Genomic DNA, 26344 nt, shown 5'->3' with positions numbered 1-26344 from the left:
CCCCGCGCAGCGCGACGGCTCAGCGCGCCCCGGCCAGCGCCCGCAGGCCGTCGTCGATCGACACCGTCGGCTCCCAGTGCAGGTCCCGCCGGGTCCGCCGCTGGTCGAACCAGTGTGCGGTCGACAGCTGCTCCGCCAGGAACCGCGTCATCGGCGGCTCGTCGGTGCCGGGTCGGACGCGCCACACGGCCTCCACCGCGGACCCGACCGCGCGGGCGAGCCCGGACGGCGCGTGTGCCCCCGGTGCCGGGACGCCGGACGCGACGCAGATCCGTGCCAGCAGTTCTCCGACCGGTCGGGGCTCCCCGTTCGTGACCACGTAGACGTTGCCGTGCACGGCCTCCGCGCGGTCCAGCGCGGCGACCATGGCGGTCGCGGCGTTGTCGACGTAGCAGGAGTCGATGAGGGCGGCACCGGAGTCGAGCACCGGCAGACGGCCACGACGTGCGCGGTCCACGATGCGGCCGACGAGCTGCTCGTCGCCGGGGCCCCAGACCAGGTGCGGACGGACGGCGACGACCGCGAACCCGGGGGCGTCGGCGGCGAGCGCGAGCAGTTCGGCGGCGGCCTTCGTCCGGGCGTACTCGCCGCGGGCGTTGCCGGGCGAGGCCGTCGTGGCGTCATCCCCGGCGATGGACGCTCCCGCGTGGGCGACCGACGGGGACGAGACGAAGACGAACCGCGTGACGCCGGCGTCGCGCGCGGCCGCGAGCAGGTCCCGCGTGCCCGCGACGTTGACCCGTTCGAAGTCGGCCGGGTCCCCGGCCAGCGAGACCTTGGCCGCCAGGTGCACCACGGCGTCGACGCCCCGCACGGCGGACCGCACCGCTGCCGGGTCGGTCACCGTGCCGAGGACGTCGACCACCCCGTCGACGCGCGACGGTCGCCGCTGGAAGGTCCGGACGTCGTGCCCGGCGTCCCGGAGGGCAGCGGCGACGGCGCGCCCGAGGAAGCCGCTGGCACCGGTCACCAGGACCGTCACGGGCGGGTCATCCGTCCGCCCGCCAACACCGAGGACGCCCAGCGCGCCAGGCGTGCCCGGTCCACCTTCGAGTTGTGGCGGATGTCGGTCGGCAGTTCCGGCACGACGAGCACCGCGGCGACGGGCACCCCGGCCGCTGCCCGGACGGCGTCCGCGAGCGCCGGGTCGGCGAGCGCGGGGCGACGGGCGGCCGGGACGGTCTCCACGACGGCGACCACCTGCTGCGTACCGGACGGACCGACGCCGACGACACCCGCGCGCCCGACGCCCGGGACGCGTTCCGTGCGCTGCTCGGGCCCGACCGGGGTCACGACACCGGTCGGGGCCGTGATGACGTGCTGCATGCGGCCCTCGACCCAGAGCCGCCCGGAGGCGTCGAGGTGTCCGACGTCACCGGTGCGGTGTCCGCGCGGGTCGTCCACCCCGAGACGGGAGACCCGGTCGGTGCGCCAGAGCCGGTCGTAGTGGTCCCGCACGTGCGGCGCCGCGACGACGATCTCGCCGGTGACGTCGGGCGTCTCGATGAGCGCTCCGGTCGCCCGGCCGTCCTCGTCGAGGGGCGCGATCCGCACCCGGACGGACGCAGCGGGTCGGCCGACGCAGATGCCCGCCGACGAGGACGCCGAGGCGGCCGTGACCCCGTCGAGGTCCACGTCGGTCATGAGCAGCCCCTCGGTCATCCCGTAGGGGGTGTGGGCGCTGGCGTTCGGCATGAGCTCGGTCGCGGCGGTCAGCAGCGCGGCCGACACCGGGGCTCCGGCCGACAGGAACAGCCGCACGCGGCCGAGTGCCCGGCGGTCGTCGTCGGTGAGCGCCGACGCCGTCGCGACGACGTTCGCGATCGCGGCCGGCGACAGGAACACGACGGTGGCGTCCGCCGCGGCGACGGCGTCCGCGACCGCACGGGCGGTCAGGGTGCGCGGCGCGGTGACGTCCATGTCCGGTGCCACGGAGCGAGCGCCGAGCGCGGGACCGAGGAGCGCGAAGGGCGCGAACCCGGCGACGAGTCCGGTGCCGACGCCGACGTCGTACTGCCCGGCGAGCGCGTCCCGCACCGCGCCGAGCTGGCCGTGCGTGTAGACGACGCCCTTGGCGGGCCCGGTCGACCCCGAGGTGAAGAGCACCGCGGCCGGGGCGTCGGGCGCCGGGGCTGCCGGCAGCGCGGTGCCGGCAGCGAGGCGTGCTGCTCCCCGGCGGGCGACGGCGGCGAGGGTGTGCTCGACGCGCAGGGCCGCACGGGCCGGTGCGGGGAGCGCGATGGTGGCGATGCGGCGGCCGGGCCAGCCGAGCGCGCGTGCGGCGGCGAGTCCGGGCAGCGCGCCGATGACCCAGTCGGGCCGGGCACCGCGGACGGCACGGGTCAGCCCGCGGAGGCCGAGACCGGCATCGGCGACGACGACGACCGCGCCGACGCGCACGCAGGCGTACAGGGCGGCGGTCAGGTCCGCGCCGGGGGTCACGAGGAGCGACACGCGGTCGCCGGGACGGACACCGAGGTCGACGAGTCCCGCGGCGACCTCCTCGATCCGTCGGGCGAGCAGCCGCCAGCTGATCGTGCGGGTCCCGCCGGGGGCGGCCATCTCGACCAGGGCGGCGTCGTCGCTGTCCCGCAGCTCCTCGAGGTGGGCCCAGAGCGGGCGGCCCGGACCGGCAGGGAGCGGGCGACCCGGACCGGCAGGGAGGGGGCGGCCAGGTCCGACAGCGACCGGCTCGCCCGCATCGGCATCGACATCGGCGGCCGGGAGGCCCGCACCACCGTCCGGCAGGCGGTCGCCGAGCCAGTCGAAGACCGTCCCGGCCACGTCGGCGTCGTCCGGCAGCAGGTGACCGGCGCCCTCGAACCGGTGCACGTCGGCCTGCGGCAGACGGGCCGCGAGGTCGTCGAGGTACCGCTCGAGGAACACCGGGTCGCGCGGTCCCCAGAGGAGCAGGGCGGGGACGTCGAGCGCGGCGACGCCGGCTGCGATGCGGTCGAGTTCGGCCGCGCTCGGGTGCTGCGCGTCGACGGGGATGTCCGCGACGAACCCGCCGACCGCCCCCCGTCGGGCAGCGCCGCGGTACGGGGCGCGGTAGGCGTCGGCGGTCGCCCGGTCGAGCCGCGGGTGCGCGATCGCGAGGGTGGTCTCGATGAACGCCGGCGTCACGACCGTGGCCCGGCCGAGCAGGTGCGGGCGGAGTGCGAGGCGCAGGGGTGCCGGGATCGGGGCGTCGTCGGGCTGGTGGACCGCGGTGTTGCAGGTCGTCACCGCGACGACGAGGTCGGGGTGGTCGACGGCCCAGCCGAGCGAGACGACACCGCCCCAGTCGTGACCGAGCGTGACGACCGGCCCGGTCAGGCCGAGCTCGTCGGTCAACGCGCCGAGGTCCGCGACCCGGTCGGCCAGACGGTGGTCCTCGCCGGTGCGCTCCGAGAAACCCATCCCGAGCTGGTCGACGGCGACCACACGCCACACGGGGCCACCGGCCGCGGCGACCTCGAGCGAGCGCGCGAGCACCGAGCGCCACAGGTAGGACCAGGTCGGGTTGCCGTGCACACACAGCAGGGTGCCGACGGGCTCCAGGCCGAGCTCGTCGAGCTGCCCGGCCGTGTCGAGCAGGTGCCAGGTGCGCTCGGGTCGGGCCGTGCCCGCCGTCGGACCGGCTGACGCGGGGACGGTGACCAGACGGGACCACGCCGAGTCGAGTCCGGGCAGGGGCGGTGGGAGCGTCGCCGGAGCCGTGGTCGCGGCGGCGCGCGGCAACCGCGGTGTCACCAGCGCAGTTCCATCATCGCCGTGTTGATGCCGGAGCCGACACCGCCGAGGAACACGCGGTCCCCGGGGCGGATGGAGCCGCGGGTGACCTCGTCCGCGAGGGTGATCGGGATCGACGCCGGGCCGACGTTGCCGAAGCGCTCGTAGGTGGTGGGGACCTTGTCGCGCTCGACACCGATCGCCTGGACGAAGGCGTTCGTGTGCACGTCCGAGACCTGGTGCAGGACGTAGCGGTCCATGTCGGCCCAGTCGAAGTGGGCGCGGGCCTCGTTCCAGGCGGCGACGACGAGTTCCATGCCGCCCTTGAGCAGCATCTTCGCGTCCGTGAACATCCCGTCCACGCTGCCGACGCACAGGTCGTACCACTGGGTCGCCGCGCGGGTGACGCCGCCGACGATCCGGTGGCCGGCCGGGTGCAGGTCGGCCGGGCCGAGCACGGCGGCGGCAGCGCCGGAGCCGAGCGTCAGGCTGGCGAACTCGCTCATGAAGTCCTTGCGGTTCCGCCCGCCCTGGTTCAGGCGGTCGATCGTGTTGAGCTGCACCTGGTCGGCGTCCTCGCCGTCCACGATGAGCGCGTACTTGATCTGCCCCGAGTCGATCATGCCCGCGGCGACGCTCATCGCGTTGACGAAGCCGAGGCAGGCGTTCGCGATGTCGAAGTTGATCGCCGACGTCGGCAGGCCGAGACCGTGGTGCAGCCGCACGGCCACCGAGGGCTCGAGGTGCGGACGGGTCACCGACGTGTTGATGAGCAGGCCGACGTCCTCCGGCTTGATCCCCGCGGCCGCCATCGCCCGACGTCCGGCGTCGATCGCGGCGGTCTGGAAGGACTGGTCCTCGCCCCAGTTGCGGCGCTCCCGCACCCCGGCGACGCGTTCAAGCAGCCCCATCGGCAGGCGCAGGCGGCGGAGCACACCGCGGAGCTTCTCCTCGATGTCCGCGGACGTGGTCACGCGCTCGGCGACGGTGGTCTCCACGGCGAGGATCGCGGCGTTCTGGAAACGGACGGTCGCGTTGCCGGGTCGCTCCGTCTCGGCGCTCGGGGTGTCCTGCTGAGGCCGCTCGGTCATGATCGTCACTTGCACATACTTCCGTATCGAGGCTGGGTCTCCGTTGCGACTGCGTCGAACGGACCCCGGGGTTGTCGTCCCCGTTGCCGATCCGGCAATCGTACTGGCCCTGGATGAGCGCCGGTGGGATGCTGCGCGCATGACTGCGTACCCCGCTCCCCGGTCCGAAGCCGAGACGTTCTGGACGGCCCGCTACGGGGACTCACCGATCTGGTCCGGGCGGCCGAACGCATCCCTGGTCGACACGCTCGGGCCGCTCGTCCCCGGAACGGACGACGATCGCGCGTCGGACCACGTCGGCGCCGAGACCGGCCCCACCGCCCTCGACCTCGGGTCCGGCGAGGGCGGCGACGCCCTGTGGTTGGCGGCGCAGGGGTGGCGGGTGACCGCGGTGGACATCGCGCCGAACGCGCTGGACCGGGGCCGGGCCGAGGCGGAGCGTGCCGGGCTCGGCGACCGGGTGCGGTGGGTGCAGGCCGACCTGGCCGGGTGGGACACCGACGACCGGTTCGACCTCGTGTCCGCGTCGTTCCTGCACTCGTCGGTGTCGTTCCCGCGGGCGGCGGTGCTGCGCCGTGCGACGACGTTCGTCGCCCCGCGGGGACGCCTGCTCGTGATCGGGCACGCGGGCTCGCCGTCCTGGGCCGCTCACGAGGAGCACGCGCACGCCGAGCCCCTGGTCGGGCCCGGGGAACAGGTCAGCCAGCTCGCACTCGGTGCCGGGTGGACGGTCGAGGTCGCGGAGCTGCGCACGCGGACCGTCACCGGACCGGACGGTGGCACGGCGACGCTCGAGGACTCCGTGGTGCTCGCCCGACGCACCTGAGGGCCGGACGTACGACCGGCCCGGACGGCCGGCTCAGACGACCGGAGGCCCGGGATGACGGGAGGCCCGGGGCCCGCCGGACAGGGACGTCGCCCTGCCTGCGTGCCCCGGGCCTCCCGGCCGGGCGGCGGCGTCAGCCGCGCAGCTCGAGGTACTTCGCGATGAGCGCCTTCGTCGAGGAGTCCTGCGCGTCGAGGACCGCACGGTCGCCCTGCACGGCCGGGGTGACCTGCAGCGCGAGCTGCTTGCCGAGCTCCACGCCCCACTGGTCGAACGAGTCGATGCCCCAGATGGTCCCCTCGGTGAACACGATGTGCTCGTAGAGGGCGATCAGCTGGCCGAGGACGCTCGGGGTGAGTTCGGGCGCCAGGATCGACGTGCTCGGCTTGTTCCCGGTGAAGGTGCGGGCGGCGACGATCGCCTCGTCCGTGGTGCCCTCGGCGCGGACCTCGTCAGCGGTCTTGCCGAACGCGAGCGCCTTCGACTGGGCGAAGAAGTTCGCGAGGAACAGGGTGTGCACGTCCTGGCCCGGCTGCACGGCCTTCCCGTCGCCGGTCTCGTCCTGCAGCGCGTGCGCGGGCTTCGCGACCGTGATGAAGTCGGCCGGGATCAGGCGCGTGCCCTGGTGGATGAGCTGGTAGAACGCGTGCTGGCCGTTCGTGCCGGGCTCGCCCCAGAAGACCTCGCCGGTGTCGGTGACGACGTCCGAGCCGTCCCAGCGGACCCGCTTGCCGTTCGACTCCATCGTGAGCTGCTGCAGGTACGCGGGGAAGCGGTGCAGGTACTGCGTGTACGGCAGGACCGCGTGGCTCTGGGCCCCGAGGAAGTTCGTGTACCAGACGTTGAGCAGGCCCATCAGGACCGGGACGTTCTCGGCGAGGGGCGCGGTGCGCATGTGCTCGTCGATGGCGTGGAAGCCGGCGAGGAACTGCTCCCAGTTCTCCTTGCCGATCGCGATGACGACGCTCGTGCCGATGGCGGAGTCGACCGAGTAGCGGCCGCCCACCCAGTCCCAGAAGCCGAAGGCGTTCTCCGGGTCGATGCCGAACGCGGCGACCTTGTCGAGCGCGGTCGAGACGGCGACGAAGTGCTTCGCGACGGCGTCCTTCTTCTCGTCGTCGCCGGCGTCGGCGAGGCCGAGACCCTGCCACAGCCACTGGCGGGCGAGACGGGCGTTCGTGAGCGTCTCGAGGGTGCCGAAGGTCTTCGACGCGACGATGAAGAGCGTGGTCTCGGGGTCGAGGCCGGCCGTCTTCTCGGCGATGTCGGCCGGGTCGATGTTCGAGACGAAGCGGACCTCGAGCCCCTGCTGCACGTACGGCTTGAGGGCTTCGTAGACCATGACCGGGCCGAGGTCGGACCCGCCGATGCCGATGTTGACGACGGTCTCGATGCGCTTGCCGGTGACACCGGTCCACGCGCCGGAACGGACCTGCTCGGCGAAGCCGTAGACCTTGTCGAGCGTGGCGTGCACGTCGGCGTCGACGTCCTGCCCGTCGACGGTCAGGGGCGCGGCGGGCACGAGGCCCTCGGTCGCCGCCGGACGGCGCAGCGCGGTGTGCAGGACGGCGCGGTCCTCGGTGACGTTGATCCGCTCGCCGGAGATCATCGCCTGGTACCGCTCGGCGACGCCGGTGTCCTCGGCGACCTGGAGGAGGGCCTGCAGGACCTCCTCGGTCACCAGGCCCTTGGAGAGGTCGACGGTCAGGTCGGCTGCCTGGAAGGTGTACTTCTCGGCACGACCGGGGTCGGCGTCGAACCACCCACGGAGGTCCGGGGAGAAGCCGTCGGCGATGCCGGCGAGCTGCTTCCACCCTGCGGTCGTCGTGGGGTCGACGGGTGCGGATTCGGTCACTTCGGTCCTCCTGGACGCCAGAGTTCGGTCAGCCCGCAGACCTGGCGCAGCATCGCGTCGCGGGCCGCGTCCGAGCGTAGTGCCGTCGCACTCACCTCGCGCACAGGGGAGGCGCCCTGGGCGAGCAGTACGCCGACAGTCGTACTGTGGACGGGCCTCCCGGCGGCTCCACGTCCGCCGGCCGGTCCCCTGCACGACCAACGGAAGGACCCGCGTGACCCACGCACTCTTCGACCCCATCACCCTCCGCGGCCTCGAGATCCGGAACCGCGTGTGGATCCCGCCGATGTGCCAGTACATGGTGGAGGCGCAGGACGGCGTCCCGACCCCGTGGCACCTCGTCCACCTCGGCGCCCTCGCCCGTGGCGGTGCCGGTGCGGTCGTCGTCGAGGCCACCGGCGTCGTCCCCGAGGGCCGCATCAGCCCGCAGGACCTCGGCCTGTGGAACGACGACCAGCGAGACGCCTTCCGACCGATCACCGACTTCATCCACAGCCAGGGTGCGGTCGCCGGGATCCAGCTCGCGCACGCCGGCCGCAAGGCCTCGACCAGCCGCGAGTGGGGACCCACCGCGGGCGGCGGCAACGTCGCGCCGGAGCAGGGCGGGTGGCAGCCGGTCGGTCCGTCGCCGATCGCGTTCCCGGGCCTGCACGTCCCGACCGAGCTCACGACCGAGGGCATCGCCGAGGTCGTCCGTGCGTTCGCCGCTGCGGCCCGTCGCGCCGTCGACGCCGGCTTCGACCTGCTCGAGCTGCACGGCGCCCACGGGTACCTGCTGCACGAGTTCCTGTCACCGCTGTCGAACGAGCGCACCGACCAGTACGGCGGGGCACTCGAGAACCGGGCGCGGGCCCTGCTCGAGACCGTCGACGCCGTGCGCGCCGAGGTCGGCGAGGCCGTCCCGCTCGTCGTGCGCCTGTCCGCGACCGACTGGGTCGAGGGCGGCTGGGACCTCGCCGAGACCGAACAGGTCTCCACGTGGCTCGGCGAACACGGCGTCGACCTCGTGTCGGTCTCCACCGGCGGCAACGTGGCGGACGCCCGCATCCCGGTCGGCCCCGGGTACCAGCTGCCCTTCGCGACCGCGATCCGGCAGGCCACCGGGATCCCGGTCGCGGCCGTCGGCATGATCGACGACGCCTTCCAGGCCGAGCAGATCGTCGCCCTCGGGCAGGCCGACGTGGTCCTCGTCGGACGGGGTGCGCTGCGCGACCCGAACTTCCCGATCCGGGCCGCCCAGGCGCTCCGGGTGGACCTGCCGTACAAGCCCGCCCCGTACGAGCGCGCCTACCGCTGACGACCGGTCCGCCGCCGGGCGGCACGGCCGTGCCGCTACCGTGGTGGCATGACGGGCACGGGGGCGACCGCCGGGGGCGGTCCGACGCAGGACGACGGCTGGTCACGGCTGCCGGTGGGCCCCCGCGAGCACCGGCAGGACGCGGTCCTGGCGCTCGTGCTCGCGGGGGCGCTCGCGGTCTCGGTGACCCTGTACTCCGCCGTGGGGCTGTACGACGACCCGGCGGCGTGGTGGGTGTGCGCACTGATGGTCGTCGCGAACGCCGGGCCCCTGGCGTTCCGCCGCCGGTTCCCGATGACGGTGGCCGTCGTCGCCGCGCTGGCCTTCGCGGCCACGCAACTGCTGCACGTGCCCGAGGGGCTCTTCACCAACTTCACGCTCTTCATCGCGCTCTACACCGTCGGGGCGTGGTGCTCCGACCGCGTGCGGGCCGAGGCCGTGCGCTGGGTCGTCATCGCCGGGATGTTCGCGTGGGTGTTCCTGGCGATCGTCTTCCGCTGGTCGGTGCCGAGCGCGCTGCCCGACGACGGTCACTCCGTCATCCCGCCGTTCGTCGCGAGTTCGCTCCTCACGATCGTCATCAACCTCGTCTACTTCGGCGCCGCCTGGTACTCGGGCAACCGGGCCTGGGCAGCGGCCGTCGCCGCGCACGAGCTCGGCCAGCGCACGGCCGAGCTCGCCGCGGAACGCGAGCGGTCGGCGGCGCAGGCGGTCGCGCTCGAACGCGTCCGGATCGCCCGTGAGCTCCACGACGTCGTCGCCCACCACGTCTCGCTCATGGGCGTCCAGGCCGGTGCCGCGCGGCGCGTGCTCGACCGCGACCCGGCGCAGGCGGCGGCGTCCCTCGGCGTCGTCGAGGACAGCGCCCGGACCGCGGTCGAGGAACTCCGCCGGATGCTCGGCACGCTGCGGGAACCCGGTACGGACGCCCCGACGACCCCGGCGGAGGCGCCGAGCACCGAGGGCCTCACCCGGCTGCCGGAACTCGCCCGGGCCGCCACGGACGCCGGGCACGAGACCGGGTTCAGCGTCGTCGGCGACGAACGACCGGTCCCGCCGACCGTCGCCGCGGTGACCTACCGCATCGCGCAGGAGGCGGTGACGAACGTCCTCAAGCACGCCGGACCGGACGCACGGGCCGACCTGCGGCTCCGGTACCTGCCGGACGCGGTGGAGCTCGAGGTGACGGACACGGGCGCCGGGGCACGGGCCTCCCGGTCGGCGGGCGGCAGCGGGCTCGGACACGTCGGCATGCGTGAGCGCGTGGCGGCGGTCGGCGGGCGGATCGAGATCGGACCGCGGGACCGCGGCGGCTACCTGGTGCGGGCATGGCTGCCGACGACGTGATCCGGGTGGTGCTCGCCGACGACCAGGACCTGGTCCGCGCCGGCTTCCGGGTCATCCTCGAGTCGGAGCCCGGTGTCCGGGTCGTCGCCGAGGCCGCCGACGGTGCGGGCGCGGTGGCTGCCGTCGCCGCGCACCGACCGGACGTGGTCTGCCTCGACGTGCAGATGCCGGGTGTCGACGGCCTCGAAGCGGCGCGCCGGATCACCGCCGGTGCGAACCCACCGGCCGTGCTCGTCCTCACGACCTTCGACACCGACGAGTACCTCTTCGACGCCCTGGCCGCCGGGGCGAGCGGGTTCCTGCTGAAGAACGCCTCGCCGGAGAAGCTCATCGAGGCCGTCCGGACCGTCGCCCGCGGTGACGCCCTGCTCGCTCCGGACGTCACGCGCCGGGTGATCAGTCGGGCGACCACGGCCAGCGTGCCCGTGGTCGACCAGGCCGTGCCCGACGCGGACGTGGCCCTGCCGGGTCTGACGGAACGCGAGACCGAGGTGCTGCGGCTGCTCGGTCGGGGGCTCAGCAACGCCGAGATCGCCGGCCAGCTGTTCGTCGGCGAGGCGACCGTCAAGACGCACGTGTCGAACGTCCTCCAGAAGCTCGGCGTGCGCGACCGGATCCAGGCCGTGGTCTGGGCGTACGAGCACGGGGTGGTGCGCTCGGGCGAGTGAGCCGCCGCGGTCCTCCCCCGCGCGGCGGAGACGCCGACGCACGCGATCCCCGTCTCGTGCCGGAGGCGCCGCCGCCCGCCACCGCAATAGCGTCGGAGGCGCAGCGACGGCCGCTGCGGAAGGGGACCCCATGCTCACCATCGAGGGAGTGACGAAGCACTTCGGCGAGCGCCGTGTGCTCGACGACGTCGGCTTCAGCGTCGGACGCGGACGACTGACCGGGTTCGTCGGCGGCAACGGTGCCGGCAAGACGACGACCATGCGCATCATGCTCGGCGTGCTCGACGCCGACAGCGGCACGGTCGCGCTCGACGGCGCACCGATCGGACCGGCCGACCGCCGCCGGTTCGGCTACATGCCGGAGGAGCGCGGGCTGTACCCGAAGATGCCCGTCGCCGAGCAGGTCACGTACCTGGCCCGCCTGCACGGTGTGGACCGACGGACCGCCGCGGCCCGGACGGCCGAGCTGCTCGAGCGCCTCGAGCTCACCACGCACGCCGGCGACCCCGTCGAGAAGCTCTCGCTCGGCAACCAGCAGCGCGTGCAGGTCGCCGCCGCGCTCGCCCACCGGCCCGAGGTGCTCGTGCTCGACGAACCGTTCTCCGGCCTCGACCCGATGGCGGTCGACACCGTGCTCGGTGTGCTGCGGGAGACCGCGGCCGACGGTGTCCCGGTGCTGTTCTCGAGTCACCAGCTCGACGTCGTGGAGCGGCTCTGCGACGACGTGGTCGTCATCGCCGACGGCCGGATCCGTGCCGCCGGACCCCAGGACGAACTGCGGCGGGCCGCCGGTCCCGCCGCGTGGGAGCTCCTGGTGGCGGACGACGTGGCGTGGGTCCGCGACGAGCCCGGCGTCCGCGTCCGCACCTTCGACGGCGGGTACGCCCTGTTCGAGGCGGACGAGTCCGTGGCGCAGGCCGTCCTGCAACGGGCCGTCGCACGCGGCACCGTGGCGTCGTTCGGTCCGCGGGTCCCCCGGCTCAGCGAGGTCTTCACGGAGGTCGTCCGATGAGCCTCCTCGACAGCAGCACGATCGACGCCGTCCGGCTCGTGACGGTGCGCGAGATCCAGGCGCGGCTCCGGAGCAAGGCGTTCGTCGTCTCGGCGGCGATCCTGCTCGTGATGGTCGTCGTCGGCATCGTCGTCGGCGGGATCGTCGGGAAGTCGGCGGCGGACGCCACGACCCCCGTCGCCGTGGTGAGCGGCGTGACCCTGCCGACGACGGACGGTCTCGACGTGACCGAGACGGCGGATCGGGACGCGGCGGAGCGCCTGGTCCGCGAGCGCGAGGTCGACGCCGCGGTCGTCCCGGACGGCGGCCAGCTCGGGTTCCGGCTCGTCGGCCTCGACAGCGCCCCCACCGACGTGGTGTCGGCGTTGAGCGTGTCGCCGCAGGTCGATCTGCTCGACCCCGACGCGCTCCCGCCCGGCCTCGTCTCGCTCGTCGGCATCGCGTTCGGCGTCGTGTTCTTCGCCTCCGCGGTGACGTTCGGTCAGTCCATCGCGCAGAGCGTCGTGGAGGAAAAGTCGACCCGCGTCGTGGAGATCCTGATGGCGGCGATCCCGGCACGGGCGCTGCTGGCGGGCAAGGTGATCGGCAACAGTGTCATGGCGCTCGGGCAGATCGTCACGATCGCGATCGCCGCGGCCGTCGCCCTGGCGGTCACCGGGCAGGACAACCTGTTCACGCTGCTCGGTCCGAGCGCGCTGTGGTTCGTCGGCTTCTTCGCGATCGGGTTCGTCCTCATCGCGGCGCTGTTCGCGGCGTCGGCGGCGCTGGTGTCCCGCCAGGAGGACGTCGGCAGCGTCACGACACCGGTGATGATGCTGCTGATGATCCCGTACTTCCTCATCGTGTTCGCCCCGGACGACCCGACGGTCCTCGGCATCATGTCGTACGTGCCGTTCAGTGCCCCGATCGGGATGCCGGTGCGGATCTTCCTCGGGACGGCGGCGTGGTGGGAGCCCGTGCTCTCGCTGCTGGTCGTCCTGGCATCCGCCCTGGTGGTCGTGCTCCTCGGCGCCCGGGTGTACGAGAACGCCCTGCTCCGCACCGGTGGCCGGGTGAAGCTCGGCGAGGCGATCCGCGGCTGAAGGGCTCGACCACGCCGACTGTGGCCCCGTCACGGCGGTTCCCGGACACGGGACGCCGGACGGGGCCTCCGACGTGCGACTCTTGAGGCGATGCCGATCGACGACGCGATGCCGGTGCGTCTCGAGGTGACCGGGACGGACATCGACGATGCCGCAGCCCACCTCGCCCGTGTGTACGACGCCGAGCTCGTCGCGACGCCGAGCGCCGTCCCGTTCGCGTTCCGGTACGCGTCCATGGGTGACGACACGATGTCACTGCACACGTCGCGGTTCGCCGGGCACATCGACGGCTCGCTGCCCCCGTCGTCCTCCGTCATCGTGCAGTGGCTCCGGTCGGGGGCGTCCCGGCTCGACACCGGCGGCGACCCCGTGGACATGGTGCACGGCGTCCCGGTGCCCCTGCTGCCGGACCGCACGTTCTCGTTCGAGATGGACGACTACGAGCAGCGGCTCGTGCACCTGTCCCGCGAGGTCGTGGAGCGCGTCGCGTCCGAACAGGGCGCGGACGTGACGGGTGGACTCCGGTTCGACGTCACCGCCCCGCCGTCGGAGCAGTCGGTGCGGACGTGGCACAACACGGTGTCACTCGTCTCCCACACCCTGCGTGACGGCGTCCCCGGGCGCCTCCTGCACGCCGAGATGGCACGGCTGGCGTCGGCGGCCCTGCTCGAGATGTACCCGCAGCAGCACGCCGCCACTCCCGACGTGCCCCCCGCGCAGTCCCCGCACGTGCGCGCTGCGGTCGACTACGTGCACGAGAACGCCCGGTCGCCGATCACGACGAGCAGCCTGGCGCGCCACCTCGACATCGGCTTGCGGGCGTTGCAGGAGGCGTTCCAGCGCGACCTACAGACCACCCCGAACGCGTTCATCCGGCAGGTGCGACTCGACCGGGTCCGGCAGGAGCTCCTCGCCGCGGACCCGGCGACCCGGACGGTCCGCGAGGTCGCTGCGGCCTGGGGCTTCGCCCACCTCGGACGCTTCGCCCAGCAGTACGCGGCGGTGTTCGGCGAGCGGCCGAGCGACACCCTCGCCAGGTCCTGACCGCGACGGACGCCGCACGGTTGCCGGACCACCCGTGCCGCAGAGCGGACGGCGGCGACGTCAGATGAAGGCGGAGGCCGCGGTCGGCCCGTAGGCACCCATGAGCGTCACCACGGCGAGGCGTGCCGACCGGGCGGGTCGGGTCGTCCCGTGGATGGCCGCCTCGACCTTCGCGCCGTGGACGAGCAGCGAGAGCGCGTCGGCGACGTGGACCGGGAGTCCGGCGCGGGCGGCGAGGGCGTGCAGGTGCGCCTCGAGGATGGTGAGGTGCTCTTCCGCCAGTGCGGCGACGAGCGGCTCGGAGTGGCCGAGCTCGCCGTAGCCGTTGATGAACGCGCACCCGGTCCAGGCGTCGTCGTCGAACGAGGCCTCGAGGTGTGCGAAGACGGTGAGGATCTCGTCGCGGGCGTCCTCGACCCCGTCCGCTGCGGCGGCCAGCCCCAGCGTCCAGCGTTCCTGTCGGAAGCGGAGGACCGCGACGACCGCGTCGATCCGCTCGGGGAACAGCGCTCGCACCGTTTCGGCATCGGTCAGCGCGGCTCCCGCCACGCGGCCCGCGGAGAGTCCGGCCGCGCCGGAGGTGCTGAACACGCGGTCCGCGGCCTCGACGATCCGGGCCCTGACCCACGGGTCGTCAGCTCGTTCGCCGACCCCGCCCACGTCAGCGGTTCCTGGTCGGGGTGGTCGCGTCGCGGGAACAGAGCCGTTCCAGACGACCGAGCCGCGACCAGATGTGCTGGTGTTCCGCGGCGATGCCGGTCGCGCTCGTCCCGACCCGGAGCGGGCGGGCCACGGGCGCGACAGCGTCGGTCACGCTGCGACCAGGAAGAAGTCCGCGTAGGTCGGCTCGGCAGCGGTCCCCAGGGAGAGCTTCGTCTGCACGATGCGGTCGATCTCGGACGGGGAGGTCATGCCGTGTCGGCGCCACTCGAGCGGGTCTTCACGGAGGTGTTGCATCACGGACGGTTCACGCATGGAGGGCCTCCTGCTCACGCATCAGGGCGGTCATGTCGATCGGCTCGGTCAGGGCGACGGTGTCGTACCCGGACGGGGCGGTCGGGGCGCTCACGCGGCCACTCCGAGGACGATCACGGCGAGGGCGGAGGCGGTCACGGCCGCGAGGCCGACGACGAGCGCGCTGGCTGCCAGCAGACGGCGCCGCGCCGTCTCCCGGACCTCCGAGAACCCGGTCGCGGGGCGCGAGCTGGGAGTGACGGCGGACCGGGCGGTGGCCGTGGAGTGCTCGACGACGAGCGCGACGAGCGGATTGCGGACGACGGTGGTGGCGTGCATCTGCGACGCCTCCTCACTGGGACCTCGGACGGCCCTGACTGCGGCCAGGATCACCGTGTGAACGGCCTCCGCAGATCGCGGAGGATGTCTGAGGACGACGGTGGGGCGTGCGTCCTGGCACCCTCCACGCTAGGTGACGGGTCGGCCGTGCCACGAACGAACCGGACGATCCGCGAATCGCGGACACGGCAGCGCCGCGCATCCCGAGTGGTGGTGCCGCGCAGTCCGTCCCCGCGGGTCGGTCTGCGCCTGCGAGGGCCAGCCCGGGGACGCTCCGGTCAGCCCCGGCGCGTACCGTCCGAGGCATGAGCAACGTCATCATCCTCGGCGGCCACGGCCGCGTCGCCCTCCTCACCGCGCAGCTCCTCACCGCTCGCGGTGACACCGTCTCGTCGGTCATCCGGAAGGCCGAGCAGCAGGACGACGTCCGCGCCACCGGTGCCGAGCCGGTCGTCGCCGATATCGAGCAGCTCGACATCGCCGGGCTCACCGACCTGGTCCGCGGGCACGACGCCGTCGTCTGGTCGGCCGGTGCCGGTGGCGGGTCCGCTGACCGCACGTGGGCCGTCGACCGCGACGCCGCCATCCGCACGATGCACGCCGCGCTCGACGCCGACGTGCACCGCTACGTGCTCGTGTCCTGGTCGGACGCGGGCCTCGGTCACGGCGTCCCCGAGGACGACGACTTCTTCGCCTACGCCGAAGCGAAGACGGTCGCCGACGCCGTCCTCCGCGACTCCGCCCTCGACTGGACGGTCGTCGCGCCGAGCACCCTGACGGACGACGAGCCGACCGGGGCGGTCGAGACGGCTGACCCGTCGTCGAGCATCGCCCGCGGGGACGTCGCCGCGCTGGTCGCCGCCGCGCTCCACGACGACGCGTCGGTCGGCAAGACCTTCCGCGTCAACACCGGGAGCACGCCGATCGAGCAGTTCGTCCGCGACTGACCCGCGACCCACGCCGAGACGCCGGCGTCACCCCGGAACGCCGCCGAGTCCCCGAGACGCCGCCGGATCCGGCGGCGTCTCGCTCGTTCCGCGGCGTCGCACGCAGACGGGTCCGTCCCGCGTCGCACCGCCGTCAGTCGAGCAGGGCCGCGGCAACCGTCCGCGCGGTCGCGGTGTCCCCGCCGCCGTCCCGGAGCCGCATCGCGAGCGAGCCCGACACGACGAGGAGCAGCTGGTCGGCGAGGACCTCGGCGCGGTCGCCGACGAGCGGGACCGCCCGGTCGCGGAGCCGCTCGCGCAGCGTCGACGTCTCGCCGTGCAGGACGGCGGCGATCTCCGCTGGGGCGTCGGCGTACTCCGAGGCCGTCCCGAGGAACGCGCACCACCGCGACCCGGTCGGGGTCGAGCGGAAGGCATCGAGCGCGTCGAACACGGCCAGCAGGCGCCCGCGGTCGTCGACCGCCCGCGCCACGGCGTCGTCCCAGGTCCGGATCCACTCGTCGTGGCGACGGGTCAGCGCGGCCGCGACCAGCGCCTCCTTGCTGGGGTACCCGCGGTAGAGCGTCGCGGCGGAGACACCCGCCCGTTCCAGGACGGCGTCGATCGGGGTCGCGGCGATGCCCCGCGTGAAGAAGAGTGCCTCGGCGGCGTCGAGCAGCTTCCGCTCCGTCCCTGGACGCATGGTCATGGCAGCACCCTAGGGTGTGAAAAGTGAAACGACCGTTTTCGTTCTTCGCCCGTCCCGGAGCACTCATCGCCAGCGGCACGGCGCTCATCGCCGCGACCTACGGGCTGGTCCGCCTGGCGTACGGCCTGTTCCTGCCGGACGTCCAGCGGTCCCTGTCCCTCGGAGACGGTCCCGCGGGGCTCATCGCGGCCGGTTCCTCGCTCGTGTACTGCGTCGGTGCGCTCGTCGGGTTCCTGCTCGCCCCGACCCGGCCGCGCATGACCGTGGCGCTCGCCTCCGCGTCGGCCGGGCTGGGCGTCGCGGGGATGGCCACCAGCGCGACCTCCGCGGTGTTCGGCGTCACCGCGGTCGTCGCCTCCGCCGGGGCAGGGCTCGCGTCCCCCGCGCTCGTCCGACTCGTGCAGCGGGACCTCCGCGCCGGTCGCGCCGACCGCGCGCAGGCCGTCGTGAACTCCGGGACCGGGCCGGGACTCGTCGTCGCCGGGCTGCTCGCCCTCGTGCTCCTGCCCGACTGGCGCACGGCGTGGACGGCTGCGGCGGTCGTCACGGTCCTGGCCGGAGCGGCGGTCCTCGTCGCGGACGCGTACACACACCCGCGTCGGCAGGTCCGGGAGGACCACCCGCAGCCCGTCGGTCTCCCGCCGTGGAGCTGGTTCGTCGCCCACGGCCGCCTCGTGGTCGTCGCGCTGCTGCTCGGCACGGGGTCCGCCGCGGTGTGGACCTACGGACGGTCACTCCTCGTCGACGCGGGAGCCCCGGCGTCCCTGTCGGTGCTCGCGTGGACCGCCCTGGGCGTCGGCGGTGCAGCGGTGGCCCTGACGGCGCGTGTGCTCGCTCGGCTGCGCGCACGGACGGCGTGGACGGTCACCTCGGCGGCGGTCGCGGTCGCCACGCTCGGCCTCGGACTGGCACCGGTCGCTCCCCCCGCGGCCCTCGTCGCGCTCGCGCTCGCCACGTGCGTGCTGTTCGGCTGGGGCTACACCGCGGCGACCGGGGCGCTCATCGCGTGGACGACCGAGGTCGACGCCGGGCGGGCGGCCTCGGGGACGTCGGTGCTGTTCGTCGTGCTGGTGCTCGGACAGGCACTCGGAGCGGCTGCAGCCGGAACGGTCGTCGCCACCGTGGGGACCGGGCCGGTGTTCGCTGCCGCGACGGCCGTGGTGGCGGCCGCAGCGCTCCTGACGGTCAGGGCTCCTGCAGGTCGGGGTACTCGTCCAGGTCCGGCACGTCGGTCATCTCCTCGCCCCAGGCCGGACGCGCCGGCTGCAGGCGGAGGGTCTCGCGCTCGAGGTACACGATGACCTCGTCGTCACGGGGATCGTCGGTACCACTGTCGACCGGCACCGAGAAGATCTCGCTCGCGGGGCCGATGAGGAGATGTGCGGTGGCGGCGTCCCCGGTCTCGGTGACGACGGGGACCTCGACGACGTCGGACCGGTCGGCCACCGCGAGCGCGCGGCAGTACCGGAGGAGGGCCTTGCAGGTGCGGTCAGCGACGAGGAAGGAGCTGTTGACGTAGTGGACACGGCGCATGTCGGTCAGGCTGTCCGCCGTTCGCTGGGTGAGCGCCTAGGATCAGCCGGAGCCGGCCAGAACGGCGCGGAAGGACAGCACCATGGGCAAACTCGTCTACGACTCGACGTTCACCGCGGAGTTCGACGACCGCCTCCTGACGCACCTGCAGATCGTGATCGGCATGAAGTTGCGCCGCGGTGAGTCGTTCATGTTCTCGTGGAAGGACGACGTCGAGCTCGGCGACGGCCGGACGGCGATCTGGCTCGACCGGTCGATGCCACTGGTCTTCCGCTACTCGGGCAGCCGCGTCCCCGCCGTGAACCGCGCCTGGGTCGAAGCCCTCGGTCTGACCGCGGGGTCGTCGGCCGGCCTCCGCATCGTCCCCGAACCGACCGACACCGGAGAGACCCTGTGAAGCGCACGGTGATCACGTACGGCGGAAGCCGTTACACGATCGCGAACGAGGACGTCGCATCCGTCCAGGCCCGGATCACCGAGGGGCTGCGGAACGAGCCGTGGATGTGGCTCGAGGTGAACCACGGTGACGGCCGCGCCACCCCTGCCCGCCTGCTCGTCTCCCCGGCGACCCCGGTGGCGATCATCAGCGAGCGCGACACCGATCAGCAGGACGAGGAGTCATCGGTCGCGCGGTACATCCTGCCCGACGAGCTCCGGCCGGTGTCCGTCGAGATGGGACCCGCCGACTCCTGACCGGGACCGGCCCCGTCAGGACCGTCCGCCCCCGAGGAGCGCTCGGAGCGCCTCCTCGAGCGGGCCGGCGACTGCTTCGACCTCGGCGGACGCCAGCGGTTCCACGCGCGTGGCGGTCCGGAGCATCGTCATGCCGAGCACCACGGACAGTGCGATCTCGGCACGGACGAGGAGGTCCTCGTCGACGACGCCGTCCGGCCGGACCGCGCCCGCCAGACGATCGGCGTACCCCCGCAACGTCTCCCGACGGATGTCGTCGACGGCTTCGTCCCCGGAGCTCCGGAGCAGGAGCAGCAGCTGCATCGAGTCCTCGTCGGTGGGGGAACGGATGATGTGCCGGATGAGTCCGCCGATCGCGCGCTCCAGGTCGGGCCCGGGCCGAGGCGTCGTGGACGTCGGCCTGGTGCGGACGAGACAGGCGCGGAACAACCCCTCCTTCGAGACGAAGTAGCGGTTGATGAGCGCGACGTTCACCCCGGCGTCGGCGGCGATGTCCCGGACGGTGGTGGCCCGGTACCCGTCGAGGGCGAAGCGCCGACGAGCCGCCTGGAGGAGCGCGAGACGGGTGGCGGCGGCGTCCTTGCTCATGCCGCGATCGTAGCGCGACACCGCCCGATGTAATCAGTTGTTGACATCTCGCCCGTTCCGCGTACCCTCGTCGAGTCAGCAACTGTTGACATCGACAGCGTCGTCGGCGTCCCCATCGACCGGACGGAGCACGATGTCCACCGCCACCGCGAGCCCACGCACGGGTTCCACGCCGACTCCCGCGCCCGCGCACCGCCCGAACAGCACGGCGATCATCGTCTTCCTGTCCCTCGGCGGCTTGTCCTTCGCGGTCCTGCAGTCCCTCGTCGCCCCCGCGCTCGCGACGATCGGCCGAGACCTCGACGCCTCGACGAGCGACGCGAGCTGGGTGCTCACCGCCTACCTGCTGTCCGCGTCCGTGCTGACGCCGATCCTCGGTCGCCTCGGGGACATGGTCGGCAAGCGCAAGGTGCTCATCGTGGTCCTCACGATCCTGCTGGTCGGGGCGGTCCTGGCCGCGCTCGCCCCGAACCTCGGCGTCCTCATCGTCGCCCGCGCACTGCAGGGTGCGGCCGGCGCCGTGATGCCCCTGTCGATCGGCATCGTCCGCGACGAACTGCCGAAGGAGAAGGTGAGCGTCACGATCGGGCTGCTCTCCGCGATCTTCGGCATCGGTGCCGGCGTCGGCATCGTCGCCGCCGGTCCGATCGTCGAGCACCTGTCCTGGCACTGGTTGTTCTGGCTGCCCGCCGTCCTCGTGGTGATCGCCCTGCTCGGCACCGTCTTCGGCATGCCGGAGTCGCCGGTCCGCAAGCCGGGCCGCCTCGACGTGGTCGGGACCGCCGTCCTCGCCGTCTCCCTCGTCGCGGTCCTCCTCGCCGTCAGCGAGGGTCAGACCTGGGGCTGGGGTGACGGCAAGACCGTCGGCCTGCTCGTCCTCGGCGCCGTCGCCCTCGTCGCGTTCGTGCTCGTCGAGCTCCGCGTCGCCGAACCGCTCATCGACGTGCGGCTCTTCGCCGTGCGCGGGGTCTGGACCGCACACGTCGTCGCGCTGGTCTTCGGCTTCGCCATGTTCGGCACGTTCGTCCTCGTCCCGACGCTCCTCCAGCTCCCCGCTGCCACCGGGTACGGGTTCGGCAAGGACGTCACCGAGGCCGGGCTGTTCCTGCTGCCGACCGTCGTCATGATGGTCATCGCCGGCCCCGTCGCCGGCATCCTGGTGCGGAAGGTCGGACCGAAGCCCCCGATGCTGATCGGCGGGGTCGCGATCGTCGCCGCGTTCGTCATCCCCGCGGTCGCGCACGCCGAGCTCTGGCAGGTCGTCGTGTCCGGCCTGCTCACCGGCGTCGGCATCGGCATGGCACTGGCCGCCTGTTCGAACGCCATCATCGAGAGCGTCCCCGCGAACCAGACCGGCGAGGCGATCAGCGCCAACACGGTCGTCCGGACGATCGGGTCGAGCGTCGGCACCGCGGTCATCGCAGCGCTCATCACCTCGCACAGCACGCCGCAGGGCCTGCCGACCGACGACGCGTTCACCATCGGCTTCTGGGCGTGCACCGGTGTCGCGGTCCTCGCGGTGGTCGCCGCGCTCGCGGCGCCGTCGATGCGCGCCCGTCGGGCAGCGGCCGTGGCCGCCGGTGTGACCGACTTCGACGACGTCACGCGCTGACCCAGCGGCCCGGACACACCGTCCGACGGGAGGCCCGGACCGGGTGGGCAGATCCGCTCACCCGGTCCGGGCCTCCCGTCCGTCAGGCGCGGCGGCCGGTCGGCTGCCGTCAGGCGCGGTGGTGGTCCCGGCTGAAGACCGCGGCGAGCCGCGCCACCAGGGCCTCCCGGATCCGGACGCCGACCGGCGGCGCGGCCGGGACGGTCCGGACCGGCGCGGTGAAGGCGAGGTCGTGCAGGTTGTTGCGCTTCGAGCCGTCCCAGTTCGCGAACAGGTAGGGCGTGCCCAGCGCCATCAGGCTGCGGACCGGCGCCCGGCGGCTGCCGGCGGCCGCGACGGCGTACCCGGAGTGCCCCGCTGAGATGGCACGGATGACGGTGTCCGCGTCGCTGACACCGTTGGCGGTGACGACGGTGGTGATGCCCGTGCGGTCGCGGGCGACGAATTCGATGATGTGTTCTGTCACGAGGAGCTCAGGGTCGCGAGTGACGTCTCGGCGGGGGTGGGCCGCGCGAGGCTTGGCCGGAACCGACGTTGCTTCCGTCCCAGAGGATACGTCCCACCTCGGGTACGGGGTCGCGGACGATCCCGAATGCGTCGCTGCAGGGCGGTCAGGGAACCCAGACGACGATGCCGCTGAGGTCGTTCAGCGTGGCGGCGACACCCGCGCGGAGCGCCCGCCCGGCCCGCTCGTCGGTGAAGGTGGACGGGTCGTGGTGGCTCGAGACGCCGAGGCCCTCACCGCGGAAGCCTGCACCGGTCCAGTCCGCGGCCGTGACGTTCGACGTCGGCTCGGCGATCTCGGCGCCCAGCACGAGGAACTGCTGGTGCAGGGCGGACGGTGACACCGCGGCGATCGGGTCGACCATCTCGTCGCCGACGCTGATGACCAGGTCGGACCGCTTCGCGATCGCCGTCGCGACGGACGACAACCGCTCGTCGACGGTGTCCGCGACGACGGGGACCACGGTGACGTCCTCGGCGTCAGCCCACGACTCGACGGCGTCCATGAGCGTCTCGGTCTCGGTGCTCGGGTCGGCGGGCGACAGGAGCACGACGCGGTACCCAGACGGCGGCGCGACGTCGTCCCATGAGCCGGGCGCCGGGTTCACCGTGGCCTCCGGGGCCGGCGGTTCCTCCGGGTCGACGAAGTCGGAGCCGAGCGTGCCCGTGCCGCGGACGGCCGTGGGGACACCGGCGGGTGCGCTGTGCCGGCTCGTCCCGGGGTCACGGTCCGCGGCCCCGTCCGACTGCGCCGAGCAGCTGGTGACCAGGACCGTGCCGGCCGCCACCAGGGCAGCGGCGGCGAGGACGACGGAGGCGCGGGGGACGAGTCGGGTCACGAGGTGCCATGCAAGCACACCGAGGACCCGCGACGGGCTCGGGACGGTCGCTGTCCAGCGCCCGTCCATCGGTTCGTTGCCGTCTGTTCGCCTGCGCGTCGCTCTCGGCCGCGATGGTCGGGCCGGTGAAGCACCGAAGCACCCTCCCCGCCCCCGGCGGGCTGTCCCTCCTCCCCCCGTCCGTCACGCGGATCGTCGCAGCCCTCGTGCTGTTCGGCACGGTCGTCCTGAGCCTGCTCGGCGGAGCGTCGGCGGCGAGCGCGCACGGCTTCAGCTCCGTCGTCTACGCGGACGTCAGCGGTGACGGTGCCGACACGGTCCGCGCCGGACTCGGGCTCGAGTACGACCTCATGCTCGTGTCCGTCGGCACGAGCGAGGACGACGACGCGCTCTACCGCCAGGGTCAGGCGGCCTGGGACGACGGTGACGACGCCGGGATGGTGCGAGCCGCCGAGGCGCACCTCGACTCGATCGGCCGGTACGTGTTCGACCGCTTCGCGGTGACGTCCGGTGGGCACGAGTGCACCGGCACGCTCGACGACTCGGTCCGTGTCGAGATGCGCGACGAGGTCCCGTACGCGATGCTCACGGCGGACTTCGCGTGCCCGGAGCCCGGACACACCGCGTCCGGCCACGTGGTGCGCTCGGAGCTGTTCCCGGACAGCGAGACGTTCGTGCAGGACACCAAGACGATCGTCACGTACGACGTCGACGACCAGGAGGGCACCGCGACGCTCGACGCCGACGAGCCGTCGTTCTCCACGGAGCAGTCCGCGGGCGCACGGTTCTGGGAGTTCTTCACCCTCGGCGCCGAGCACCTGCTGACCGGGATCGACCACATCCTGTTCCTCATCGCGCTCATCGCCGGCTCCCGACGGCTGCGCGAGGTCGTCTACACGGCGTCGGCGTTCACCATCGCGCACTCGATCACGTTCATCCTCGCCGCGCTCGGCGTCGTGAGTCCGCCGTCGATCGTCGTCGAACCGCTCATCGCGCTGTCGATCGCGGCGGTCGCCGGGTGGTACCTCTGGCGGCTGTTCCAGCGCCGGTCGCGCGCCGACGAGCTGGTCGTGGCCGACCACGGCCGGTTCGCCCTGGACCGGTCGGGGTGGTCGCGTCTCGCCGTGGTCTTCGCGTTCGGGCTCATCCACGGGCTCGGGTTCGCCGGCGCCCTCGGCATCCAGGAGGCGTTCTCGTGGCAGCTGCTCGTGTCGCTCCTCATCTTCAACGTCGGCATCGAGGCGGTCCAGCTCGCGATCATCGTCATCGTGTTCCCACCGCTGTCCCTGCTGCGGCGGAAGGCGCACATCGCGTCGCTCTGGGTGACCGGTGCCGTGACGGCAGGCGTGTTCGTGATGGGGATGGTCTGGTTCGTCCAGCGGCTCGTCGAGGGCTGATCTCCTACCGCTTCAGAGCTGTGAGACGGATGGTCACACAGCGTTTACTCACCATCCACCAGGGCGATGCAGAGTCTCTCTGCTGCACCATCCCTTCCCTTGAGAACGGACCCACATGAGTCTCCTGTCCGGCGCCCCTTCCCGGCGCAGAACCACCACCAGCCGCTTCGGCGGGGCCGTCATCGGCGCGGCCCTCATCGCCGGCGCCTGCCTCGTCGGCGCCAACCCGGCGACCGCGGCCACGAACACCCCGACGAGCAACGTCTCGTCCGGCGGCCCGCTCCACATCCTGCTCGGCGTCGGTGCCACCGAGAGCCAGCGCATCGCCTCGTGGTACTTCCCCGCGAACGTCGCCCAGTCGCTCGAGATCCAGAAGACCGACAGCATGACCGGCGGTGTCTTCACCGACGCGAAGAAGACGATCGACGCGTCGGAGGCCGCCAACACGGCAGCCGACACGAGCACGACCGACCGGTCGACCCGCTCGATCCCGGGCATCACCGCCGAGGCCGGCTACATCAACGCCCACGCGACGATCTCGGACCTCGAGCCGAACACCACGTACACCTACCACGTGGGTGCCGCGGACGGGTCGGCCTGGTCCGCCCCGTACACGTTCACGACGAAGAGCTTCAGCGGCGACTTCGACTTCCTGTTCTTCGGTGACCCGCAGATCGGTTCGTCGGGCTTCGTCGACGACGATGGTGCCGGCTGGGCCGACACACTCAAGTACGCGACCACCAAGGAGAAGGACGCCGAGCTCCTCGTCTCCGGTGGCGACCAGGTCGAGAACGCCAACAACGAGTACCAGTGGGGTGCGTTCGCCGACAGCAGCGACGTCCTGAAGCGCTACCCGTGGGCCTCGACCATCGGCAACCACGACGTCGGCGGCAAGGCGTACGAGCAGCACAACCAGCTGCCGAACTCCCTCCGCGTGCCGGACTTCTACCCGGGTGGCAACTCCACCGCGAACTCGGGTGGCGACTACTGGTACATGTACAAGGGCGTCCTGTTCATCGACATCAACTCGAACGCCTACGCCGCCGGTTCCGACGCGGCGCACGTGAACTACATCCGCGACGTCATCACGCGCCACGGCGACGACGCGAAGTGGACCGCGCTGGTCTACCACCACTCGATCTACTCGCCGGCCGACCACGCGAACGACCGTGACAACCAGCAGCGCCGCTTCGACTTCACCCGCGCCTTCTCGGACATGGGTGTCGACGTCGTCCTGCAGGGCCACGACCACTCCTACTCGCGCAGCTACGCGATCAAGAACGGCAAGAAGGCCAACCCGGACGAGCAGCCGGGTGCCGAGGACGTCTTCGCCGGTCCCGGTGGCGTCATCTACCTCACCGCCAACTCCGCATCGGGCTCGAAGTACTACGACCTGACCACCCCGGACGCGACCCAGGGTGGCTACGGCGCCGACCCGCTCGACCCGACCGGTCAGCGTCACTTCGCCAACTCGGTGGAGAACCAGGAGCACGTCCGCACGTACGTCAAGGTCTCGGTCACGGACGACAACCTCGCCGTCACGAACGTCCGGGCGGGCGACTGCACCACGCTCAACTCGGCCGTCCAGCACGGGAACGTGGACAGCTGCGGCGTGACCCTCAAGCCGACCGCGTCGGCTGACCCGGCGCCGATCGGCTCCACGGTCGACGACTTCACGCTCCACGCGGCCCTGCCGGCGACCACCACCACGCTCGAGGCTTCTGCTGCCACCCAGAAGTACGCGACCGCCACCCCGGTGACGATCACGGCGACGGTCGGCGGCGGCATCGGCGAGCAGTCCGGCACGGTCACGTTCTCGGACGGCGACACGGTGCTCGGCACCGACACGGTCGCGAAGGGCACGGCCAGCATCACGCTGCCGAGCAAGTTCGCGATGGGCAAGCACGAGATCACCGCGTCCTTCGCCAGCAGCTCGGACTGGGCCGGCGCGGACTCGTCGACCACGAGCAGCACCGTCGTCACCGTCACGAAGGCGACGTCCACCACGGGCATCTCCTACAGCGGCGGCAAGACGACCGTCACCGTCAAGGTCCCCGGCGTGACGGTCAACGGCACCGCGAAGGTCTACGAGGGCTCGAAGAAGCTCAAGACCGTCTCGATCGTCAACGGCAAGGCGACCACCACCTTCCCGCTGGCGAAGGGCACGCACAAGCTGCACGCCGTGTTCTCGCCCACCTCGATGATCAACACGAGCACCAGCCCGACCATCTCGGTCCGGGTGAAGTAAGACCAGCGACACAGGACCGGCCCCGTGGCGTCTGCCACGGGGCCGGTCTCGTTCGTGCTGGGGGTC

At 72.8% G+C, this 26344-nt stretch carries 27 protein-coding genes; 14 read left to right on the top strand and 13 right to left on the bottom strand.

The annotated features are described in order from the left end of the window. Nucleotides 1–19 precede the first annotated feature (19 nt). Genes DEJ16_RS14185 through DEJ16_RS14175 form a run of 3 tightly spaced genes read right to left on the bottom strand, consistent with a single transcriptional unit; the run spans nt 20 to nt 4805 of the window. The gene (locus DEJ16_RS14185) at nt 20–982 is read right to left on the bottom strand and encodes an NAD(P)-dependent oxidoreductase (protein WP_110825913.1); all 963 of its coding nucleotides are present in this window, start codon (nt 980–982) and stop codon (nt 20–22) included. Then, complete coding sequence (locus tag DEJ16_RS14180) at nt 979–3735, bottom strand: alpha/beta fold hydrolase (RefSeq protein ID WP_258366000.1); 2757 nt, start codon at nt 3733–3735, stop codon at nt 979–981. Before DEJ16_RS14180 ends, DEJ16_RS14185 begins: the two co-directional genes overlap by 4 nt. Further along, entirely contained in the window at nt 3732–4805 is a 1074-nt protein-coding gene (locus DEJ16_RS14175; RefSeq protein ID WP_110826038.1) for a 3-oxoacyl-ACP synthase III, read from the bottom strand. The genes DEJ16_RS14180 and DEJ16_RS14175 overlap by 4 nt, the downstream gene beginning before the upstream one ends. Nucleotides 4806–4944: 139 nt before the next feature. On the opposite strand from DEJ16_RS14175, the gene DEJ16_RS14170 reads away from it, so the two are divergent. After that, nucleotides 4945–5631: a cyclopropane-fatty-acyl-phospholipid synthase family protein gene (locus tag DEJ16_RS14170; protein ID WP_110825912.1), complete on the top strand. Its 687-nt coding sequence runs from the start codon at nt 4945–4947 to the stop codon at nt 5629–5631. 133 nt (nt 5632–5764) lie between these two features. Here the strand turns inward: DEJ16_RS14170 and pgi are convergent, their stop codons facing one another. After that, nucleotides 5765–7486, bottom strand: a complete 1722-nt coding sequence (gene pgi, locus DEJ16_RS14165; protein ID WP_110825911.1) for a glucose-6-phosphate isomerase — start codon at nt 7484–7486, stop codon at nt 5765–5767. A gap of 214 nt (nt 7487–7700) precedes the next feature. On the opposite strand from pgi, the gene DEJ16_RS14160 reads away from it, so the two are divergent. From DEJ16_RS14160 to DEJ16_RS14135, 6 genes are all read left to right on the top strand, one after another. Continuing rightward, a complete protein-coding gene (locus DEJ16_RS14160; protein ID WP_110825910.1) occupies nt 7701–8783 on the top strand; it encodes an NADH:flavin oxidoreductase/NADH oxidase in 1083 nt (360 codons plus the stop codon). Nucleotides 8784–8831: 48 nt separating this feature from the next. Then, nucleotides 8832–10130: a sensor histidine kinase gene (locus DEJ16_RS14155; RefSeq protein ID WP_110825909.1), complete on the top strand. Its 1299-nt coding sequence runs from the start codon at nt 8832–8834 to the stop codon at nt 10128–10130. Beyond that, the gene (locus DEJ16_RS14150) at nt 10112–10798 is read left to right on the top strand and encodes a response regulator transcription factor (protein ID WP_110825908.1); all 687 of its coding nucleotides are present in this window, start codon (nt 10112–10114) and stop codon (nt 10796–10798) included. The genes DEJ16_RS14155 and DEJ16_RS14150 overlap by 19 nt, the downstream gene beginning before the upstream one ends. Before the next feature lie 130 nt (nt 10799–10928). Continuing rightward, the gene (locus DEJ16_RS14145) at nt 10929–11810 is read left to right on the top strand and encodes an ABC transporter ATP-binding protein (RefSeq protein WP_110825907.1); all 882 of its coding nucleotides are present in this window, start codon (nt 10929–10931) and stop codon (nt 11808–11810) included. Then, the gene (locus tag DEJ16_RS14140) at nt 11807–12892 is read left to right on the top strand and encodes an ABC transporter permease (RefSeq protein ID WP_110825906.1); all 1086 of its coding nucleotides are present in this window, start codon (nt 11807–11809) and stop codon (nt 12890–12892) included. The genes DEJ16_RS14145 and DEJ16_RS14140 overlap by 4 nt, the downstream gene beginning before the upstream one ends. Nucleotides 12893–12982: 90 nt before the next feature. Further along, a complete protein-coding gene (locus DEJ16_RS14135) occupies nt 12983–13936 on the top strand; it encodes a helix-turn-helix domain-containing protein (protein ID WP_110825905.1) in 954 nt (317 codons plus the stop codon). A gap of 60 nt (nt 13937–13996) precedes the next feature. Here the strand turns inward: DEJ16_RS14135 and DEJ16_RS14130 are convergent, their stop codons facing one another. The 4 genes from DEJ16_RS14130 to DEJ16_RS14125 all read right to left on the bottom strand — a co-directional run bounded on the left by DEJ16_RS14130 (nt 13997) and on the right by DEJ16_RS14125 (nt 15229). Next, complete coding sequence (locus tag DEJ16_RS14130; protein WP_110825904.1) at nt 13997–14596, bottom strand: TetR/AcrR family transcriptional regulator; 600 nt, start codon at nt 14594–14596, stop codon at nt 13997–13999. A 1-nt stretch (nt 14597) separates the two neighbouring features. Further along, a complete protein-coding gene (locus DEJ16_RS15845) occupies nt 14598–14750 on the bottom strand; it encodes a hypothetical protein (protein ID WP_181419615.1) in 153 nt (50 codons plus the stop codon). Then, nucleotides 14747–14911, bottom strand: coding sequence for a hypothetical protein (locus DEJ16_RS15840; protein WP_181419614.1), 165 nt, complete (start codon nt 14909–14911; stop codon nt 14747–14749). The genes DEJ16_RS15845 and DEJ16_RS15840 overlap by 4 nt, the downstream gene beginning before the upstream one ends. Nucleotides 14912–15001: 90 nt before the next feature. Continuing rightward, nucleotides 15002–15229 carry a hypothetical protein gene (locus tag DEJ16_RS14125; protein ID WP_110825903.1) on the bottom strand — a complete coding sequence of 76 codons (228 nt, stop codon included), beginning with the start codon at nt 15227–15229 and terminating at the stop codon, nt 15002–15004. Nucleotides 15230–15534: 305 nt separating this feature from the next. Here DEJ16_RS14125 and DEJ16_RS14120 point away from each other — a divergent pair, with 305 nt between their 5' ends. Then, complete coding sequence (locus DEJ16_RS14120; protein WP_110825902.1) at nt 15535–16176, top strand: NAD(P)H-binding protein; 642 nt, start codon at nt 15535–15537, stop codon at nt 16174–16176. Between the two features lie 133 nt (nt 16177–16309). Here DEJ16_RS14120 and DEJ16_RS14115 read toward each other — a convergent pair whose 3' ends face one another. Further along, a complete protein-coding gene (locus DEJ16_RS14115) occupies nt 16310–16864 on the bottom strand; it encodes a TetR/AcrR family transcriptional regulator (protein WP_110825901.1) in 555 nt (184 codons plus the stop codon). 23 nt (nt 16865–16887) lie between these two features. Here DEJ16_RS14115 and DEJ16_RS14110 point away from each other — a divergent pair, with 23 nt between their 5' ends. After that, nucleotides 16888–18165 carry an MFS transporter gene (locus DEJ16_RS14110; RefSeq protein WP_110825900.1) on the top strand — a complete coding sequence of 426 codons (1278 nt, stop codon included), beginning with the start codon at nt 16888–16890 and terminating at the stop codon, nt 18163–18165. On the opposite strand, the gene DEJ16_RS15585 is transcribed toward DEJ16_RS14110, so the two are convergent. Beyond that, entirely contained in the window at nt 18050–18397 is a 348-nt protein-coding gene (locus DEJ16_RS15585) for a hypothetical protein (protein WP_146232898.1), read from the bottom strand. The two genes, DEJ16_RS14110 and DEJ16_RS15585, sit on opposite strands and share 116 nt — an antisense overlap. Nucleotides 18398–18479: 82 nt before the next feature. Here DEJ16_RS15585 and DEJ16_RS14105 point away from each other — a divergent pair, with 82 nt between their 5' ends. Continuing rightward, entirely contained in the window at nt 18480–18794 is a 315-nt protein-coding gene (locus tag DEJ16_RS14105) for an ATP-dependent DNA ligase (protein WP_110825899.1), read from the top strand. Next, the gene (locus DEJ16_RS14100; RefSeq protein WP_110825898.1) at nt 18791–19090 is read left to right on the top strand and encodes a hypothetical protein; all 300 of its coding nucleotides are present in this window, start codon (nt 18791–18793) and stop codon (nt 19088–19090) included. The genes DEJ16_RS14105 and DEJ16_RS14100 overlap by 4 nt, the downstream gene beginning before the upstream one ends. Nucleotides 19091–19105: 15 nt before the next feature. Here the strand turns inward: DEJ16_RS14100 and DEJ16_RS14095 are convergent, their stop codons facing one another. Next, nucleotides 19106–19678: a TetR/AcrR family transcriptional regulator gene (locus tag DEJ16_RS14095; RefSeq protein ID WP_110825897.1), complete on the bottom strand. Its 573-nt coding sequence runs from the start codon at nt 19676–19678 to the stop codon at nt 19106–19108. Between the two features lie 133 nt (nt 19679–19811). Between DEJ16_RS14095 and DEJ16_RS14090 the strand changes: the two genes are divergently transcribed. Next, nucleotides 19812–21290: an MFS transporter gene (locus tag DEJ16_RS14090; RefSeq protein ID WP_110825896.1), complete on the top strand. Its 1479-nt coding sequence runs from the start codon at nt 19812–19814 to the stop codon at nt 21288–21290. Between the two features lie 109 nt (nt 21291–21399). On the opposite strand, the gene DEJ16_RS14085 is transcribed toward DEJ16_RS14090, so the two are convergent. Both DEJ16_RS14085 and DEJ16_RS14080 read right to left on the bottom strand, forming a co-directional pair. Continuing rightward, nucleotides 21400–21756 (bottom strand): hypothetical protein, encoded by a 357-nt coding sequence (locus DEJ16_RS14085; protein WP_110825895.1) that lies wholly within the window; start codon nt 21754–21756, stop codon nt 21400–21402. 145 nt (nt 21757–21901) lie between these two features. Further along, nucleotides 21902–22633 (bottom strand): hypothetical protein, encoded by a 732-nt coding sequence (locus DEJ16_RS14080; protein ID WP_110826037.1) that lies wholly within the window; start codon nt 22631–22633, stop codon nt 21902–21904. 125 nt (nt 22634–22758) lie between these two features. Here DEJ16_RS14080 and DEJ16_RS14075 point away from each other — a divergent pair, with 125 nt between their 5' ends. Beyond that, nucleotides 22759–24030, top strand: coding sequence for a HupE/UreJ family protein (locus tag DEJ16_RS14075; RefSeq protein WP_258365999.1), 1272 nt, complete (start codon nt 22759–22761; stop codon nt 24028–24030). Nucleotides 24031–24145: 115 nt separating this feature from the next. After that, complete coding sequence (locus tag DEJ16_RS14070) at nt 24146–26278, top strand: Ig-like domain repeat protein (protein ID WP_110825893.1); 2133 nt, start codon at nt 24146–24148, stop codon at nt 26276–26278. Nucleotides 26279–26344 lie beyond the last annotated feature (66 nt).

It is taken from the genome of Curtobacterium sp. MCJR17_055, assembly GCF_003224335.1.
GTDB lineage: Bacteria > Actinomycetota > Actinomycetes > Actinomycetales > Microbacteriaceae > Curtobacterium.
This window is presented reverse-complemented; position numbering and strand designations above follow the sequence as displayed.

Bases quoted from the DNA above. Each gene is read 5' to 3' on its own strand.
- DEJ16_RS14140 (WP_110825906.1), top strand. From the start codon at position 11,807: ATGAGCCTCCTCGACAGCAGCACGATCGACGCCGTCCGGCTCGTGACG.
- DEJ16_RS14175 (WP_110826038.1), bottom strand. From the start codon at position 4,805: ATGACCGAGCGGCCTCAGCAGGACACCCCGAGCGCCGAGACGGAGCGA.
- DEJ16_RS15840 (WP_181419614.1), bottom strand. From the start codon at position 14,911: ATGCGTGAACCGTCCGTGATGCAACACCTCCGTGAAGACCCGCTCGAG.
- DEJ16_RS14090 (WP_110825896.1), top strand. From the start codon at position 19,812: ATGTCCACCGCCACCGCGAGCCCACGCACGGGTTCCACGCCGACTCCC.
- DEJ16_RS15585 (WP_146232898.1), bottom strand. From the start codon at position 18,397: ATGCGCCGTGTCCACTACGTCAACAGCTCCTTCCTCGTCGCTGACCGC.
- DEJ16_RS14115 (WP_110825901.1), bottom strand. From the start codon at position 16,864: ATGACCATGCGTCCAGGGACGGAGCGGAAGCTGCTCGACGCCGCCGAG.
- DEJ16_RS14095 (WP_110825897.1), bottom strand. From the start codon at position 19,678: ATGAGCAAGGACGCCGCCGCCACCCGTCTCGCGCTCCTCCAGGCGGCT.
- DEJ16_RS14135 (WP_110825905.1), top strand. From the start codon at position 12,983: ATGCCGATCGACGACGCGATGCCGGTGCGTCTCGAGGTGACCGGGACG.
- DEJ16_RS14125 (WP_110825903.1), bottom strand. From the start codon at position 15,229: ATGCACGCCACCACCGTCGTCCGCAATCCGCTCGTCGCGCTCGTCGTC.
- DEJ16_RS14145 (WP_110825907.1), top strand. From the start codon at position 10,929: ATGCTCACCATCGAGGGAGTGACGAAGCACTTCGGCGAGCGCCGTGTG.
- DEJ16_RS14170 (WP_110825912.1), top strand. From the start codon at position 4,945: ATGACTGCGTACCCCGCTCCCCGGTCCGAAGCCGAGACGTTCTGGACG.
- DEJ16_RS14105 (WP_110825899.1), top strand. From the start codon at position 18,480: ATGGGCAAACTCGTCTACGACTCGACGTTCACCGCGGAGTTCGACGAC.
- DEJ16_RS14150 (WP_110825908.1), top strand. From the start codon at position 10,112: ATGGCTGCCGACGACGTGATCCGGGTGGTGCTCGCCGACGACCAGGAC.
- DEJ16_RS14120 (WP_110825902.1), top strand. From the start codon at position 15,535: ATGAGCAACGTCATCATCCTCGGCGGCCACGGCCGCGTCGCCCTCCTC.
- DEJ16_RS14155 (WP_110825909.1), top strand. From the start codon at position 8,832: ATGACGGGCACGGGGGCGACCGCCGGGGGCGGTCCGACGCAGGACGAC.
- DEJ16_RS14070 (WP_110825893.1), top strand. From the start codon at position 24,146: ATGAGTCTCCTGTCCGGCGCCCCTTCCCGGCGCAGAACCACCACCAGC.